The organism is Anaerobranca gottschalkii DSM 13577 (assembly GCF_900111575.1).
Taxonomy (GTDB): domain Bacteria; phylum Bacillota; class Proteinivoracia; order Proteinivoracales; family Proteinivoracaceae; genus Anaerobranca; species Anaerobranca gottschalkii.
The window spans coordinates 141,131-155,815 of the sequence record NZ_FOIF01000001.1 but is presented as its reverse complement, the minus strand read 5'-3'; the positions used below and the strand labels follow the sequence as shown (position 1 = coordinate 155,815).

Here is a 14,685-nt window from a genome sequence, read left to right as displayed (position 1 = left end):
TACTATCAAGCCGCTTAAGCAGCCGACCAATGGGTTGGAGTCGTGAAGGACTGCGGGCAATGGCTGAGTTACGAGCATATTTAAGTAGTGGTGGCAAAATTACACTTAAACATTTAAAATCAGAAGCAAAGAAAAGCTATAGCCTGGAAAAAAATATTGTCCTAAAGATCAAAAATACCTATACCAAGGCACGTGAACTATTAAATAATGTACCTATATTAAGCAAAGGTAAAGTCATACCAATGTTTAAATGTTTGAAAGATATGCATAATGGAACATTTAATTTATAAACCAAAATAGAGTGGTCATCAATTTATAAATATCCTATAAAAAGTTGACACTATCCTTCATAAAATATCTATTTATCTTTTTCCTTAACTTATATTATAATAATAATTAACTACTGATAATGCAAGGCAGGTGATGTAGATGGCAATAATAATTGGAGGGAGATACCGCCATTATAAAGGTAATGAATATAAAGTTTTACATATTGCTAAACATTCAGAGACTTTAGAAGAAATGGTTGTTTATCAGTGTTTATATGGTGATTTTTCCCTTTGGGTCAGACCAAGGAAAATGTTTGAAGAACTGGTGGAAGTAGAAGGAAAAGTAATCCCCCGATTTAGTTTAATAAAAGAAAATGAGAAAGGATGTTAAAAATGGCTAAAAATCCAATAGTAACAATCAAAATGGAGACCGGAAATATCATTAAAGCAGAGTTATATCCAGAAATAGCTCCTAATACTGTAAGGAATTTTATCAGTTTAATTCAAAAGAACTTTTATGATGGTTTGATTTTTCATAGGGTAATACCAGGGTTTATGATACAAGGAGGATGTCCAGAGAAAAATGGCACTGGTGGCCCTGGCTACAGCATTAAAGGAGAGTTTACTTCAAATGGTTTTCCCAATCCTTTAGCCCATGACAGAGGTGTGTTATCTATGGCTAGAACCATGGATCCTAATTCCGCTGGTTCCCAATTTTTTATTATGGTAGAAAAAGCTCCCCATTTAGATGGTCAATATGCAGCTTTTGGTAAAGTAATAGAAGGGATGGAAGAAGTAGATAGGATTGTCAATGTAAAAAGAAATTTATATGATAGGCCATTAGTAGAAGAAAAAATCGAAAAGGTTACAGTAGAAACCTTTGGGGTAGACTATGGTGAAGTTGAAAAATTCTAGGGCAGCATTAGCTAATTTAGCTATATTAATTACCATCTTACTGTGGGGAGTTTCTGGATCTATAACTAAATTAGCTTTAAGGGAATTAACACCATCGGTATTGGCAACAGTAAGGTTTTTTATTGCAGGTATTTTGTTGCTAGGAATAAGCTATAAGAAATATGGCAGAGTTGAAATTAGTGGGAAAACCCATTTAAAATTTATGATCTGTGGATTGGTGGGTTACAGTCTTTACTTTTTATTTGAAAATCACGGTTTTAACATTATGTCCGCTGCCAATGGAACCATTATTTTAGCTACAATATCCATTTTCACTATAATTATGGAAGTTATTTTCCTTAAAATCCCTACAAATTTAAATAAAACTTTAGGGGTTACCGTTTCAATAATTGGAGTTATAATGGTAATTGGTAATTCTATTACTATTCAAGGAAATCAAAATGAAGTAATAGGTAGTTTTTTAATGTTGGGAGCAGCAATAAGTTGGTCTGTTTATTCTATTATCAGTAGAGGTTTTGAGCCCCATATTCCTACTTTAACGATAACGGCATACCAGATGATCTATGGGACTATATTTTTATTTCCCATAGCTTTATTGGAAGGCCCTAAACTTTTCATACCTTCACCTTTAACCCTCTTTTCCATAGCTTATTTGGCATTATTATGTTCTGCTTTAGCTAATTTTCTTTATCTTTTTAGCTTAAAAGAGTTAGGGGCATCTGGTACAAACGTCTATATTAATTTATCCCCTTTTGTGGGAGTTATAGCTGCCTACTTTATTTTAGGGGAAAGTTTGAGTTTTTTTCAATATTTAGGTGGAACGATAATAGTTTTAGGAGTTTATTTAGTTAACGGAAAACTAAAAAATGTAACCATTTCCAAATCTGCCGCTAACCACTGACTTTTCAGTGGTTATTTTTTTATATTTTTTCGGAAATACTAAACTAAGAGGGGGTGAAGATTTTGTTAAAAATTAGCGACATCATCGGTTTACCCTTAATAATAACTACTAATGGGGAAAAAATAGGAATAGTGCAAGAAATATTATTAAACTTAAGTAAAGGTGCTATTACAGGTTTTATATTAGATAAAGGGGGGTTTTTAAGGGATAAAAAAATTGTTGATATAAAGGAAATAAAAAATATTGGTGAAGGTGCTATAATTATAGATAAAGAAGATATAAAATTTGAAAATGATCTAAAATCCTTTGGTGATTCTATAAATTTCAAAGATATGTTGACAAAACCAGTATTTACCCAATCAGGTAAAAATCTTGGCATAATTGGAGATATTTTTGTAAATGAAAACAATGGCCATATTATAGGTTTTGAAGTTTCTGAAGGTATAATTCATGATATTTTAGAAGGAAGAGGTATAATTCCCTTGCCTAGGTCAACAATATATGGAAAGGATACAGTAGTGGTACCTAACTATGTTGTAGATTTTTTTGAAAGAAATGCAACAAAAAAAGACCTCTTATTACAGCGTTTATCAAAATTAGAACAGGTTTGGGAAAAAGCAGAGGAAGGTGCTGACTATTGGTCTAATGTAGAAGAATATTAATGGAGGTTTAAATTATGTTTTGCCCTGTTTGTAATTCAAAGGAAATAGGCAAGGTGGCTAATAATCAATATTATTGTTGGCAGTGTTTTGTCCTTTTTAATGTAGATAGTAAAAATTCTGTAACTGGAGTTTTTGAGGTGGATGATGAAGGTACTTTAGTGGCATTAGAAGACTACTAGGAGGTGCTAAATTGAGACGGGGTTATCTACGGGGATTAATTATCGGCGGTATTATAGGAGTAGCAATTGGACAAATTTTAAAAAGTAGGGAAAAAAACAAAAGTTTTTTGTTTGATCAGGAGGATAGTTTCCTAAAGGATTTAAATACAGAAAAAGATATAGATGCAATAAACTTTAATGAAGACGAGTACAACGATTACTTTAAAGAATATGATGAAGATGAAGAAGAACAACTTAATGAAATTAATGAAGATGATAACAGAAGAATTATTGGTAGAAGGAAAAAGCCTACGAGACTAACTATTACTAAACACAAGAGAAGGGGCAGTCTAGAAAAATAGACTGCCTTTAAATTAAGAAATTTTATTCCATTTATTAGCATAGAATGTTAAAATAAAGGGGGAGGTGTTGATAATGACGATAAGGGAGTTTTTCTCAAATAAATATGTCAAGTTAATTTTAAAATTGGGAATTATAATTTTTTCTTTAATAGTTTTATATACATACCGACAACAAATAATTTCTTTAGTAACACCATTTATTATTTCATATATATTGGCCTATTTATTAAATCCCATTGTAGTATTATTAGAAAAAAGGAAGATACCTAGGATTTTAGGTGTTATGATAATTTACTTACTGTTCTTTTTATTGATCTTTACTGCAATAGCCAAGTTAATTCCAGTCATTTATTCTGAAATTACCCGCTTGGAAAGTTTAGTTCCGGAGTATTCTGTAAAAATTCGAGAATATATTGTAGATATCAATGAACAAATAAATCGCTTAGAGTTACCTGAAAGTATTCAACAAAGCATCCAAAAAAATGCAAATCTTTTAGAAGAAGGAATTATTAACTTTTTAAAAACAATCCCTCAAAGGGGTATCAGTGCAGCAGTTACAACTTTTCAAATATTTTTGGTATTAGTATTAACTTTCTATTGCTTAAGGGATTATTACTTAATTCAAGATTATCTACTTAGGTTAATTTCTCCAAGAAAGCAGCAAAAGTTTTTAAAAGTTATGGGAGAAATTGATGAATCATTGGGTAATTATATTAGGGGACAATTTATAATCTGTTCCTTTATCGGTGTTTTAACTTATCTTTGGTTATTAATTATTGGAGTAGACTTTTCCCTTATCTTAGGTATAATCGCTGGGGTGACCAATATCATACCATATTTTGGTCCTTTTATCGGAGCTGTACCTTCAGTGATAGTCGCTCTATTTACCAGCCCTATGTTAGCGTTAAAAGTGGCTATAGGTATTATAATTATTCAACAAATTGAAAGTAATTTAGTTGCTCCCCAGGTATTAGGTAAAAAGATGGGAATGCATCCCTTGTTAGTAATCTTTTCCCTTTTAGCTGGTGGAAAGTTTTTCGGTATTATCGGAATGATAATTGGTGTTCCAGTAATGGCGATAATAAGAATTTTAGTTCGTAACTTTTTAAGACATTATTTGCCAGAAGGGATGTTTAAAAATTAAATCTTAGAAATATTTGACAAGGTAATGAACAAAGTATATAATAAATTGCAAATAAAAATCGATAATTATCTGTGAAGGGATGAGTAGGTAGCCACTGTAATTTTCAGAGAGAAGATCCTCAGGCTGCAAGATCTTTATTTACAAGCTACTGAAAGCTACCCCTGAGATGTATGCAAAACATACCGGTGGTTCCGTTATAACCAAATGAGTGGCCTTTAGGCAATAAGGGTGGTACCGCGGTAACTCCGTCCCTGTTGATTTTCAACAGGGACTTATTTTATAGTTTCAATAAGTAGATCTTGTATTTAATTAACATGCTACATAAAACTTAGAAAAAATAATGAAAGGAGACTAGAGATTTATGAAAACCAGTGAAATTAGAAAACGGTATTTGGAGTTTTTTAAAAGTAAAAACCATGATGTTTTAGAAAGTGCATCACTAATTCCCCAAAATGATCCAAGTCTCTTACTAATCGGAGCTGGGATGGCACCTTTTAAAGATTATTTTACTGGTAAACTTAAAAGGGAAAATCCCAGGGTTAGTACTTGCCAAAAATGTATCAGAACTGGAGATATCGATAATGTAGGTAAAACTGCGAGACATCATACTTTTTTTGAAATGTTAGGAAACTTTTCCTTTGGTGATTATTTCAAAGAAGATGCTATTAAATGGGCATGGGAGTTTCTTACAGAGAATTTAGGCTTAAACCCTGAAAATTTATGGGTAAGTGTTTATGAAGAAGACCAAGAAGCTTATAATCTCTGGAAAGATTTAATTAACATACCTGAAGAGAAAATTGTTAGATTAGGTAAAAAGGATAATTTTTGGGAAGTTGGAGTGGGGCCATGTGGTCCTTGTTCAGAAATATATGTAGATCAAGGGGAAAAATTTGGATGCGGTAAAGAGGATTGTAAACCTGGATGTGACTGTGATAGATACTTAGAAGTCTGGAACTTAGTTTTTACCCAATTCGATAAAGATGAAGATGGAAATTATCACCCTTTAACTAGTAAAAACATTGATACCGGTATGGGATTAGAAAGAATTGCAGCGGTAATGCAAGGTGTTAACAACAATTTTGAAATAGATATCATTTTCCCTATCATTCAAAAAATGGAAGCCCTTACTGGTAAAAAATATGGAGAAAAAGAGGAAATAGATGTTTCTTTAAAAGTTATTGCAGATCACAGTAGAGCTGTAGTATTTATGGTAGCTGATGGGGTACTTCCCAGTAATGAAGGAAGGGGCTATGTTTTAAGACGTCTTTTGAGAAGGGCTGTTCGCTATGGCTTACTTTTAGGATTAAAGGAAATGTTTATGTATAAATTAGTTGATGTAGTAATCGGACTAATGGAGGACGGATATCCTGAACTTAAAACTAAACGGGATTACATTGTAAAAGTAGTAACATTAGAAGAAGAGAAATTCGCCCAAACTTTAGAACAAGGAATGCAACTTTTGGAAAATGAGTTGGCTAAACTAACTAAAGGACAAGTATTTCCAGGAGATATCGCCTTTAAGTTATACGACACCTATGGTTTCCCATTAGATTTAACTAAAGAAGTAATTGGAGAAAAAGGATTTATATTAGATGAAGAGGGGTATAAACAAGAGCTAGAAGTTCAGAGAAGAAGGGCAAGGGAAGCCAGGGGTGAAGTTGAAGCCATGGGTACCCAAGAAGTAATAAAATTAAATAACTTAGAAAAAAGTAATTTTATAGGCTATACAAATATCGTTAATAAAGATAAAGTAGTTGCTATCTTAAAAAACAATGTTGAAGTAGAAAAGGCAGAAGTAGGGGAAGAGGTATTTTTAGTTACTGAAAACAGTGTTTTTTATCCACAAGGTGGAGGACAGTTGGGAGATAAGGGTGTAGTAATTACCTCAAGTGGAAGTTTTGAGGTAATTGATACCCAGAAAAAAGGAAGTTATATTCTTTTAAAAGGAAAAGTGACTAATGGTAGTATTTCAGTAGGTCAAACAGCTGAATTCTCAGTGGATAAAAATTATCGTGAAAATATACAAAAAAACCATACAGCAACCCATATTCTCCATAAAGTATTAAGGGAAGTGTTAGGTTCCCATGTAGAACAAGCAGGATCAGAAGTGGGACCTGAACGGTTGAGATTTGATTTTACCCATTTTGGGCCTTTAACAAAAGAAGAACTGGCTGTAATTCAGCAAAAGGTCAATGAAGTAATAGAAAAAGCCTTACCTGTTACAACAGAAGAAACGGACTTAGAAAGTGCTAGAAAAAAAGGAGCAATGGCATTATTTGGTGAGAAGTATGAAAAACAAGTAAGGGTAGTGGCAGTGGGAGAATACAGTTTAGAACTTTGCGGTGGAACCCATGTTAAAAATACCTCAGAAATTAGATACTTTAAAATTATTTCTGAAGGTGGTATTGGCTCAGGTTTAAGGAGAATTGAAGGGGTAACTGGAAATAAAGCCTTTGAAATTTTAGAAGGATATCAAAGAACTATCGAAGATTTGGCAGGACTTTTCAAATGTCAATTAGGTGATGTAGTGGAAAAGGCTGAAGGTTTAATAGAAAAAGTTAAAGAACAAGAAAAGGAAATCAATAGTTTACTCCAAAAATTGGCCAAGTCTATTAAAGAAGAAATCTTAGAAACTAAAAAGATTGTAGGAGAAACGGAAGTATTTGTTAAAAAAGTAAATGTTACAAATGTCGATACTTTAAGGGAATTGGCGGATTCAGTGGTGGAAAACCGAAATAATGCCTTAGTTGTACTTGGGACTGTAACAGGAGATAAAGTTAACTTTGTAGCTAAAGCCACTTCAGAAGCCGTAAAAAATGGTATACATTGTGGTAAAATAATTAAAGAAGTTGCCCAAGTAGCTGGAGGTGGAGGCGGTGGACGCCCAGACATGGCTCAAGCTGGTGGAAAAAATATCGACAAAATTGATGAGGCATTAGAAAAAGTATATAATATCCTTGAATAGGAGATTTTAATTTGGGAAAATTAAGTTTAACTGCAAATTTAGAGGAAATTATCTAAATTTGTCGAATATGGATTAATACAAATAAATGAAAAGGGGGTTAGACATTATGACTGAATCCCAACATACGATGAAATTTACTACTCAAAAGGAAGTAGCAGATGTTAAGGCAATTTTGACCGATGTCTATAAAAGCTTGCAAGAAAAGGGTTATAATCCTATGAATCAGATAGTAGGTTATCTTTTATCTGGTGACCCTGCTTACATTACAAGCCATAACAATGCTAGGGTTAAAATTAAAAAACTTGAAAGAGATGAGATCTTAGAAGAATTGGTTAAAAATTATATTGATGTTGTTATTAAGTAATGACATCAGCCCCCTTCAAAGGTTTTTGTAGAAGGGGGCAAGAAAATAATTTTAAATTTGGTATGTAATCTTTTTAGAAATGTTGTATAATATGGTTATATTCTTTTAGAGGTGCTTTCATGAGATGTATGGGACTTGATTTAGGAGAAAAGACTATTGGTGTAGCAGTTTCTGATTTACTAGGGTTAACTGCCCAAGGATTAAAGGTAATTAAAAGAGAAGGGCAGGATGAACTTGAGGAACTAGCTCAAATAATTAAGGATTATGAAGTTTCTACTATTGTTATAGGACTACCTAAGAATATGAACAATACTTTAGGTCCTAGGGCAATTATGAGCCAAGAATTTGCTGAAGTTTTGCAAAAGCGGTTTCCTCAACTAAATATTGTATTACAAGATGAAAGATTGACTACCGCTGAAATTCAACGGCAACTTATAAGTGCAGATGTCAGTAGAAACAAAAGAAAAAAAGTGGTGGATAAAATGGCTGCCATGTTAATTTTACAAACATATTTAGATAAAAATAAAAAGTAAAGGAGAAATGTAAAATGTATAATGAAGAAGATGTTAAAATTGTTTTAGTGGATGATGAGGGAAAGGAACACACATTTGTAGAATATGAAAGGATAATCTTTGAAGATGATAGGGAATATGCCCTATTGTTAGCGGTAGATGAACTAGATGACGATGATGCTGAACTTTATGTTTTTGAAGTTACAGTTGATGAAAATGGTGAAGAACATTTCACAGCCGTTGAGGATCCCCAAATCATTGAAGAAGTTGAAGATGCTTATCATGCTATAATTGAATATGATGAAGAGGATGAAGATTTAGAATAGAAACTTCCGGGAGGGGAGAAAATGACCCTTAATCTGGAGAAAAGTAAAGTCTTTAGATTATTAGCAATTGCAGCTTCAGTCCTTTTAGTTTTAATAATAATCCTTTCCATAGCCCTTTATATTCTCACTTTACCTCCTGGAAAAGGTGAAAATAATGTGGAAATAGTCATACCTATAGGAACTTCTCCAGCAGCTATTGCGGAAATTTTAGAGGATCATGGGGTAATAAAAAATTCCCTTTTATATCGTCTTTATTTACGAAGATATAATTATAGTTCCAGGCTCCAAGCAGGTATCTATCAATTAAATGATGGTTTATCTTATAGAGAATTGACGGAAATTCTCTTAGAAGGAAAACTAAAAAAACCAACTGTGAGGTTTACTATTCCAGAAGGATTGAAAATCCAGCAAATAGCAACCCGTTTGGAGAATCAAGGATTGATAAATAAAGATGAATTCTTGGATTTAATCCAAAATGGAGAATTTGATTATTGGTTTATCCAGGGAATACCTGATAATGTCGACTATAGATTAGAAGGATACCTTTTTCCAGATACCTATGAGGTATTTGAAGATAGTAGTGAGTGGGAAATTATTAATATAATGTTAAGGAATTTTGAGAGAAATTTTCCTGAAGAATACCGAAAAAGGGCTGAAGAGTTAGGGATGTCAGTTCACCAAGTGGTAACATTAGCTTCTATTGTTGAAAGAGAGGCAATGGTGGACAAGGAAAGGCCTATTATCGCTGGAGTTTTCCATAACCGGTTAAAGATCAATATGGCTTTACAGTCCTGTGCCACTGTCTTTTATTTTACAGAAAGGGAACCGGTACTAATCTCTGACACTAAAATTGTTAATCCTTACAATACCTATGTTTTTCCCGGATTACCTCCAGGACCCATAGGGGCTCCAGGGAGAAATGCCATTCATAGCACTTTGTTTTATGAGGAAACAGATTATTTATACTTTGTTACAAAAAAAGACGGTTCAGGAGAGCATTATTTTGCTAGAACCTATGAAGAACATTTAGCAAATATAGCAAAAAGTAATAGAAATTAGTAACGTGGCCTAAAAACCACGTTTCTTATTGTAAAAAAATGGGGTGTTAATTATGAAAAAACCTGAATTATTAGCTCCTGCAGGGGATTTGGAGAAACTTAAAGTGGCTATTGCCTATGGAGCCGATGCCGTTTATTTGGCAGGGAAAAATTTTGGACTTAGGGCAAAAGCTACAAATTTCGATGAAGCTGAATTACTTGAAGGCCTTTACTATGCCCACAGCCATGGGGCAAAGGTATATGTAACTTTAAATATTTTAGCCCACAATGAAGATTTAAAAACTCTCCCTGATTTTGTTCGCTGGCTAGGGGCAGTAGGAGTAGATGGGGTCATAGTTTCTGATCCGGGAGTGGTATCAATAGTTAAAGAAGAAGCTCCAGATATGGAAATTCACCTCAGCACCCAAGCTAGTGTAACAAATTATAGGGCAGCCCAGTTTTGGCAAGGGCAAGGGGTTTCACGGATAGTATTGGCAAGGGAGCTTTCTCTAAAGGAAATAAAAGAGATTAAAGAAAAAGTAGATATCGAGATAGAAACCTTTGTCCATGGGGCTATGTGTATGGCCTACTCTGGTCGTTGCTTGATTAGCAACTTTCTAACAGGCAGAGATGCCAACAGAGGTGATTGTGCCCAACCATGCCGTTGGAAATACTATTTAGTTGAAGAAAAGCGCCCCAATGAATTTCATCCAATAGAAGAAGATCATAGGGGAAGCTATATTCTTAGTTCTAAAGATTTAAGGACTATTGAGTTTTTACATGAACTAGTTGAAGTTGGAATTGATAGCTTGAAAATAGAAGGTAGAATGAAAAGTGTTAACTATGTAGCTACAGTTGTTAATGCATATCGTCAGGTATTAGATGAAATACTTGCTAAAGGTAAAGATTATCAATTTGATCCTAAATGGTTGGGGGAATTGGCAAAATCAAGTCATCGTCATTTTACTTCCGGGTTTTATAAAGAAAAGGTTGGACCAGATGGGCAGACATATGAAAGTTCCCACTATATAAGGGATATAGATTTTGTTGCTTTAGTTTTAGAAGTCTTTGAAGATGGAAGAACTGCTATAATTGAACAGAGAAATAACTTTAACTTAGAGCAAAGTTTTGATATATTAATGCCTGGTGGTGTTATTAAAGAAGGGAAAATTTTAAAAATGTGGGATATGGATGGCAATGAAATTGAGAAAGCCCCTCATCCCCAACAAAGAATCAAAGCAGTATTTGACACAGATATCAAGGAACTAGCAATAATTAGAAGGGAGAAATAGTATGGAGAGACCGATGATAATTGGGATAGCTGGGGGTACAGGCTCAGGTAAAACAACGGTAGCCCAAAAAATCTTTGATTGTATTGATAAAGAACATGTAGCTGTTATTGAACATGATGCATATTACAAAGATCAAAGTCATATTTCCTTTGAAGAAAGATTAAAAACTAATTATGATCATCCCTTTGCCTTTGATACAGAATTATTAATTCAACATTTAAAGGATTTAAGAAATGGTAAGGCAATAGAAAAACCTGTTTATTCCTTTGTCACCCATACTAGAGAAAAGGAAACGGTAAGGGTTGAACCTAGAAAGATTATAATCCTTGAAGGAATATTAATTTTAGAAGATAAAAGGATTAGAGATCTCCTTGACATAAAGGTATATGTTGATACTGATGCTGATGTGAGAATAATAAGGAGATTGTTGAGGGATATTAAAGAACGGGGTCGTACCATTGATTCTGTAGTGGAACAATATCTTTCCACTGTAAGACCTATGCATTTACAATTTGTAGAACCATCAAAGAAATATGCAGATATTATAGTTCCTGAAGGAGGAGAAAATCTAGTTGCCATCGATATTTTGGTAACTAAAGTTTTGGCCCTTTTAAATAATTAAAAGAATAACCCCCCTGGTATTTGTTAAAGATAAATACAGGGGGGTTTTTATGAATTATACCCGGCTGAAACTCATTTTTATAGGATTTATATTAGCAATAACTTTACTTTTTTCAAAAATAAGCTATTATGCCATTTTTTTACACCGCCAATACGCCCTCTTAAGTGTAAATCAAAGAATACACACTTATATTTTTAACAGCAACAGGGGAGATATCGTAGATAGAAATCTCCTTAAGTTAACAGATAGAGAAAAACAAGAGGTTATTGTTTATCCTAATGAAATGGATAAAGAAATAATTTTTATTATCGAAAAAAGTATTCGAAATCCTCAAATTGCCCAACATTTAATTGGAACTGTAGGGTATGCTCCCTTCTATAAAGTCAAAGGCTTACAGGGATTATCGGGACTAGAAAGGCAATATGATAGAGAGTTGGCTGGAAGGGAAGGAAAGGTCATCATGGTAGTGGATAGTAGTAATAGACCACTATATGATACATACCCAAGAAGGGTCGATGGAAAAAAGAATGAAAATACGTTAGTAACTACCCTTTGTTCAGTTTTACAAGAAAGATTAGAAAATGTTATCGATGGAGAAAAGTTAATTGAACGGGGAGCAGTTATTGTCATGAATCCCTATAATGGCCAAGTATATGCTATGATTAGTAGACCTACAATGAATTTCCAAAATATTGATGATGGCAGCCATTTAAATAAAGGGGTTCAAATTCACAGAAACTACCATCCAGCTTCAGTTTTTAAAAAGGTTATAGGACTTTATGCTTTAGAGCAGGGAGTTGACCCTAACAGGCAGTTTATATGTAAGGATTTATGTAAATATTCCCATGGTCAGGTAACCTTTGAGGAGGGTTTTGCCCTATCTTGTAACCAAGTATTTTATGATTTAGTATTGGAGTTTGGAGCCGATGAAATTCTAGCCTTTGCTCAAAAATTAGGCTTTGGTGAAAAAACTGGCATAGGCCTTGACAATGAAGGAAGGGGACGATTGCCAGCTAGGGAGACTGTAATAGGTAAAAAGGGTAGTGCCCTACTAGCTTTAGGTCAAGGGGAATTAGAAGTAACACCGATTCAGATCGCTAAACTTACTGGGATAATAGCTAATGGTGGTTATCAGATTACACCTCAAATTGTTTATTATATAGGAAAAAATCCCCATAAAGTTCCCGATTATAAAAATCTAGGTCCTAGAATTATCGATGAAAAAAGTGTTTCTATGTTAAAGGAGATGATGAGGAAAACGACGATTTTTGGCACAGCCCAAGGTCTGAAGGGATTTGGAGGGGTAAAAACCGGTACTGCAGATAATCAAAACCGTTGGTTAACAGGTTTTTTTCCTGCTGAAAATCCTCAGTTAGTAGTTACTATTTTTATTGAAGAAGGTTATGGCAAAAGTACCATTGAAGTCAGTAAAAGGATTATAGAGACAATTTTTAATCTAAATTAGGAACAATCCTTTCCCCCTTAACATAATATATTAATAACTGCTTTTTCGATCTTATAGACTATTTTAAGGGGGGCGAAAGGATGTTCTTAAGTTTATTTATTGCTTTAAAGGAATTAGCTTTATTAGTTTCTTATGTAAAAAATAATTCTTTTCCACAACCTTTAAGTGAGGAAGAGGAAAGGGAATATCTTGAAAGAACGATAAAGGGCGATAAAAATGCCCGGAGAAAATTGATAGAACATAATTTGAGGTTAGTGGCCCATATTATTAAAAAATATGATAATGCCAATATCGATAATGATGATCTAATTTCAATAGGTACAGTTGGTTTGATAAAGGCTATAGATACCTTTGATTTAGATAAAGGTATAAAACTTGCTACTTATGCAGCCCGCTGTATTGAAAATGAAGTATTGATGCAAATAAGGGCTAATAAAAAAAGTAGAGATGATATGTCATTAGAAGAACCTTTAGGTATCGATCAAGAAGGTAATGAATTGACACTAATGGATATATTGGGAATAGAAATTGATTTTGCAGAAAAAATCAATACAAATATGAATGTAGAAAAAATGCAAAGCTTTTTAAATAAATTAACTCCAAAAGAAAGGTATGTCATAGACAGGCGGTACGGTTTATTAGATGGAAATTATTACACCCAAAGGGAAATTGCTAAACAGATGAAAATATCCCGTTCTTATGTATCCCGAATAGAGAAAAAAGCAATTAGAAAATTATTGAAGGAATTTAAAAAGCTTTAAATTTTAAAAAAGTATGGTATAATTTAACTAGTTGGAGGTGGTTACCATAACAATTTTTAAAAAATTGACACCAGATTTATACTTAAATACTATCTACGATTTAGATGTTGATAAACTAAAAAAGAAAGGAATCAATGCCATTATAACTGATTTAGATAACACCTTAGTGGGTTGGAATGACCCAAATCCCGATGCCAAGCTAGTTAAATGGTTTGATAACTTAAAGAACCATGGTTTTAAAGTAGCGATAGTATCCAATAATAGTGAAAATAGAGTAGCCCATTTTGCAAAACAAGTTGGGTTGCCTTTTATTTCAAAGGCACAAAAACCTAGGAGAAGTCCCTTTAAAAAAGCCCTTGAGATACTTGGAAGTAAAAAAGAAGAAACTGCAGTTTTAGGTGATCAAATTTTTACAGATGTCCTTGGAGGGAATCGCACTGGGTTATTTACAATCCTTGTAATTCCAATAAATCCTAAAGAATTTATTGGCACGAGAATTGTTAGACAATGTGAAAAAATTGTTTTACGGTATTTAGCAAAAAAAGGACGTATTCCCTCATAATGTGAATAAATTGACACCCCTTTGCATAGACTATAATAAAAGGAGGTGTCTTTTTTATTTTATGGAAAAAATAGTTACAGTATTTAAAAAAGTTGAGTGGAATAATATTGATATTTTACAAGTCATAAAGGAAGCTGTTCAAGAAGGTCGAAGAGAACAGCCGGAAATCAAAAATTTAAAATTAGGTGATATTGGTTTGAAACGGGTAGGCAACCATTTACAAATCAACCTATATTTTATAGACCCTCCTGTAAGGGAAGAAGATCAATTAGAGGAATTAGTTGAAACGTGAAAATCCCCTATATTTAAGAAGGGGATTTTCTTTTTTATTAAAAAGGTATATAATTGTAAATAATTTTATAAATTTT

Annotated in this window: 18 protein-coding genes, 1 pseudogene and 1 other annotated feature; all 19 genes and pseudogenes read left to right on the top strand. The window is 33.3% G+C overall.

Annotated features, from left to right (window positions below):
- Positions 1–290 (top strand): annotated as a pseudogene (locus tag BMX60_RS00840) (UPF0236 family protein); the annotation flags it as partial.
- Between the two features lie 139 nt (positions 291–429).
- A complete protein-coding gene (locus tag BMX60_RS00835) occupies positions 430–660 on the top strand; it encodes a DUF1653 domain-containing protein (RefSeq protein WP_091347981.1) in 231 nt (76 codons plus the stop codon).
- A gap of 2 nt (positions 661–662) precedes the next feature.
- Positions 663–1,184: a peptidylprolyl isomerase gene (locus BMX60_RS00830; protein ID WP_091347979.1), complete on the top strand. Its 522-nt coding sequence runs from the start codon at positions 663–665 to the stop codon at positions 1,182–1,184.
- A complete protein-coding gene (locus BMX60_RS00825) occupies positions 1,162–2,085 on the top strand; it encodes a DMT family transporter (protein WP_091347976.1) in 924 nt (307 codons plus the stop codon). The genes BMX60_RS00830 and BMX60_RS00825 overlap by 23 nt, the downstream gene beginning before the upstream one ends.
- Before the next feature lie 62 nt (positions 2,086–2,147).
- Complete coding sequence (locus BMX60_RS00820) at positions 2,148–2,747, top strand: PRC-barrel domain-containing protein (protein WP_177159628.1); 600 nt, start codon at positions 2,148–2,150, stop codon at positions 2,745–2,747.
- A gap of 14 nt (positions 2,748–2,761) precedes the next feature.
- A complete protein-coding gene (locus BMX60_RS11960; protein WP_177159627.1) occupies positions 2,762–2,926 on the top strand; it encodes a hypothetical protein in 165 nt (54 codons plus the stop codon).
- 11 nt (positions 2,927–2,937) lie between these two features.
- Positions 2,938–3,267: a hypothetical protein gene (locus tag BMX60_RS00815; RefSeq protein ID WP_091347972.1), complete on the top strand. Its 330-nt coding sequence runs from the start codon at positions 2,938–2,940 to the stop codon at positions 3,265–3,267.
- Positions 3,268–3,340: 73 nt separating this feature from the next.
- Positions 3,341–4,411 carry an AI-2E family transporter gene (locus BMX60_RS00810; protein ID WP_091347970.1) on the top strand — a complete coding sequence of 357 codons (1,071 nt, stop codon included), beginning with the start codon at positions 3,341–3,343 and terminating at the stop codon, positions 4,409–4,411.
- A 62-nt stretch (positions 4,412–4,473) separates the two neighbouring features.
- Positions 4,474–4,667: a binding site (T-box leader), on the top strand.
- A 105-nt stretch (positions 4,668–4,772) separates the two neighbouring features.
- Positions 4,773–7,376, top strand: a complete 2,604-nt coding sequence (gene alaS, locus BMX60_RS00805) for an alanine--tRNA ligase (RefSeq protein WP_091347967.1) — start codon at positions 4,773–4,775, stop codon at positions 7,374–7,376.
- 106 nt (positions 7,377–7,482) lie between these two features.
- The gene (locus BMX60_RS00800; protein ID WP_091347965.1) at positions 7,483–7,740 is read left to right on the top strand and encodes an IreB family regulatory phosphoprotein; all 258 of its coding nucleotides are present in this window, start codon (positions 7,483–7,485) and stop codon (positions 7,738–7,740) included.
- Positions 7,741–7,859: 119 nt separating this feature from the next.
- Positions 7,860–8,273, top strand: a complete 414-nt coding sequence (gene ruvX / locus BMX60_RS00795; protein ID WP_091347963.1) for a Holliday junction resolvase RuvX — start codon at positions 7,860–7,862, stop codon at positions 8,271–8,273.
- A 14-nt stretch (positions 8,274–8,287) separates the two neighbouring features.
- Positions 8,288–8,578 carry a DUF1292 domain-containing protein gene (locus BMX60_RS00790; protein WP_091347960.1) on the top strand — a complete coding sequence of 97 codons (291 nt, stop codon included), beginning with the start codon at positions 8,288–8,290 and terminating at the stop codon, positions 8,576–8,578.
- 21 nt (positions 8,579–8,599) lie between these two features.
- Positions 8,600–9,637 carry an endolytic transglycosylase MltG gene (gene mltG / locus BMX60_RS00785; protein WP_091347959.1) on the top strand — a complete coding sequence of 346 codons (1,038 nt, stop codon included), beginning with the start codon at positions 8,600–8,602 and terminating at the stop codon, positions 9,635–9,637.
- Positions 9,638–9,689: 52 nt separating this feature from the next.
- Positions 9,690–10,907, top strand: a complete 1,218-nt coding sequence (locus BMX60_RS00780; RefSeq protein WP_091347956.1) for a peptidase U32 family protein — start codon at positions 9,690–9,692, stop codon at positions 10,905–10,907.
- A gap of 1 nt (position 10,908) precedes the next feature.
- Positions 10,909–11,529 carry a uridine kinase gene (udk, locus tag BMX60_RS00775; protein ID WP_091347953.1) on the top strand — a complete coding sequence of 207 codons (621 nt, stop codon included), beginning with the start codon at positions 10,909–10,911 and terminating at the stop codon, positions 11,527–11,529.
- Positions 11,530–11,578: 49 nt separating this feature from the next.
- Positions 11,579–12,994, top strand: coding sequence for a peptidoglycan D,D-transpeptidase FtsI family protein (locus BMX60_RS00770; RefSeq protein WP_091347951.1), 1,416 nt, complete (start codon positions 11,579–11,581; stop codon positions 12,992–12,994).
- A gap of 80 nt (positions 12,995–13,074) precedes the next feature.
- Positions 13,075–13,755 (top strand): RNA polymerase sporulation sigma factor SigK, encoded by a 681-nt coding sequence (gene sigK, locus BMX60_RS00765; RefSeq protein WP_091347948.1) that lies wholly within the window; start codon positions 13,075–13,077, stop codon positions 13,753–13,755.
- A gap of 37 nt (positions 13,756–13,792) precedes the next feature.
- Positions 13,793–14,317, top strand: a complete 525-nt coding sequence (locus BMX60_RS00760; RefSeq protein ID WP_341422578.1) for a YqeG family HAD IIIA-type phosphatase — start codon at positions 13,793–13,795, stop codon at positions 14,315–14,317.
- A 61-nt stretch (positions 14,318–14,378) separates the two neighbouring features.
- Complete coding sequence (locus BMX60_RS00755; protein WP_091347946.1) at positions 14,379–14,609, top strand: hypothetical protein; 231 nt, start codon at positions 14,379–14,381, stop codon at positions 14,607–14,609.
- The last annotated feature ends 76 nt before the right edge of the window (positions 14,610–14,685 follow it).

Coding starts and splice junctions, on each gene's coding strand:
- BMX60_RS00835 (WP_091347981.1), top strand. CDS start 430: ATGGCAATAATAATTGGAGGGAGATACCGCCATTATAAAGGTAATGAA.
- BMX60_RS00830 (WP_091347979.1), top strand. CDS start 663: ATGGCTAAAAATCCAATAGTAACAATCAAAATGGAGACCGGAAATATC.
- BMX60_RS00825 (WP_091347976.1), top strand. CDS start 1,162: ATGGTGAAGTTGAAAAATTCTAGGGCAGCATTAGCTAATTTAGCTATA.
- BMX60_RS11960 (WP_177159627.1), top strand. CDS start 2,762: ATGTTTTGCCCTGTTTGTAATTCAAAGGAAATAGGCAAGGTGGCTAAT.
- BMX60_RS00810 (WP_091347970.1), top strand. CDS start 3,341: ATGACGATAAGGGAGTTTTTCTCAAATAAATATGTCAAGTTAATTTTA.
- alaS (WP_091347967.1), top strand. CDS start 4,773: ATGAAAACCAGTGAAATTAGAAAACGGTATTTGGAGTTTTTTAAAAGT.
- BMX60_RS00800 (WP_091347965.1), top strand. CDS start 7,483: ATGACTGAATCCCAACATACGATGAAATTTACTACTCAAAAGGAAGTA.
- ruvX (WP_091347963.1), top strand. CDS start 7,860: ATGAGATGTATGGGACTTGATTTAGGAGAAAAGACTATTGGTGTAGCA.
- BMX60_RS00790 (WP_091347960.1), top strand. CDS start 8,288: ATGTATAATGAAGAAGATGTTAAAATTGTTTTAGTGGATGATGAGGGA.
- mltG (WP_091347959.1), top strand. CDS start 8,600: ATGACCCTTAATCTGGAGAAAAGTAAAGTCTTTAGATTATTAGCAATT.
- BMX60_RS00780 (WP_091347956.1), top strand. CDS start 9,690: ATGAAAAAACCTGAATTATTAGCTCCTGCAGGGGATTTGGAGAAACTT.
- udk (WP_091347953.1), top strand. CDS start 10,909: ATGGAGAGACCGATGATAATTGGGATAGCTGGGGGTACAGGCTCAGGT.
- BMX60_RS00770 (WP_091347951.1), top strand. CDS start 11,579: ATGAATTATACCCGGCTGAAACTCATTTTTATAGGATTTATATTAGCA.
- sigK (WP_091347948.1), top strand. CDS start 13,075: ATGTTCTTAAGTTTATTTATTGCTTTAAAGGAATTAGCTTTATTAGTT.
- BMX60_RS00755 (WP_091347946.1), top strand. CDS start 14,379: ATGGAAAAAATAGTTACAGTATTTAAAAAAGTTGAGTGGAATAATATT.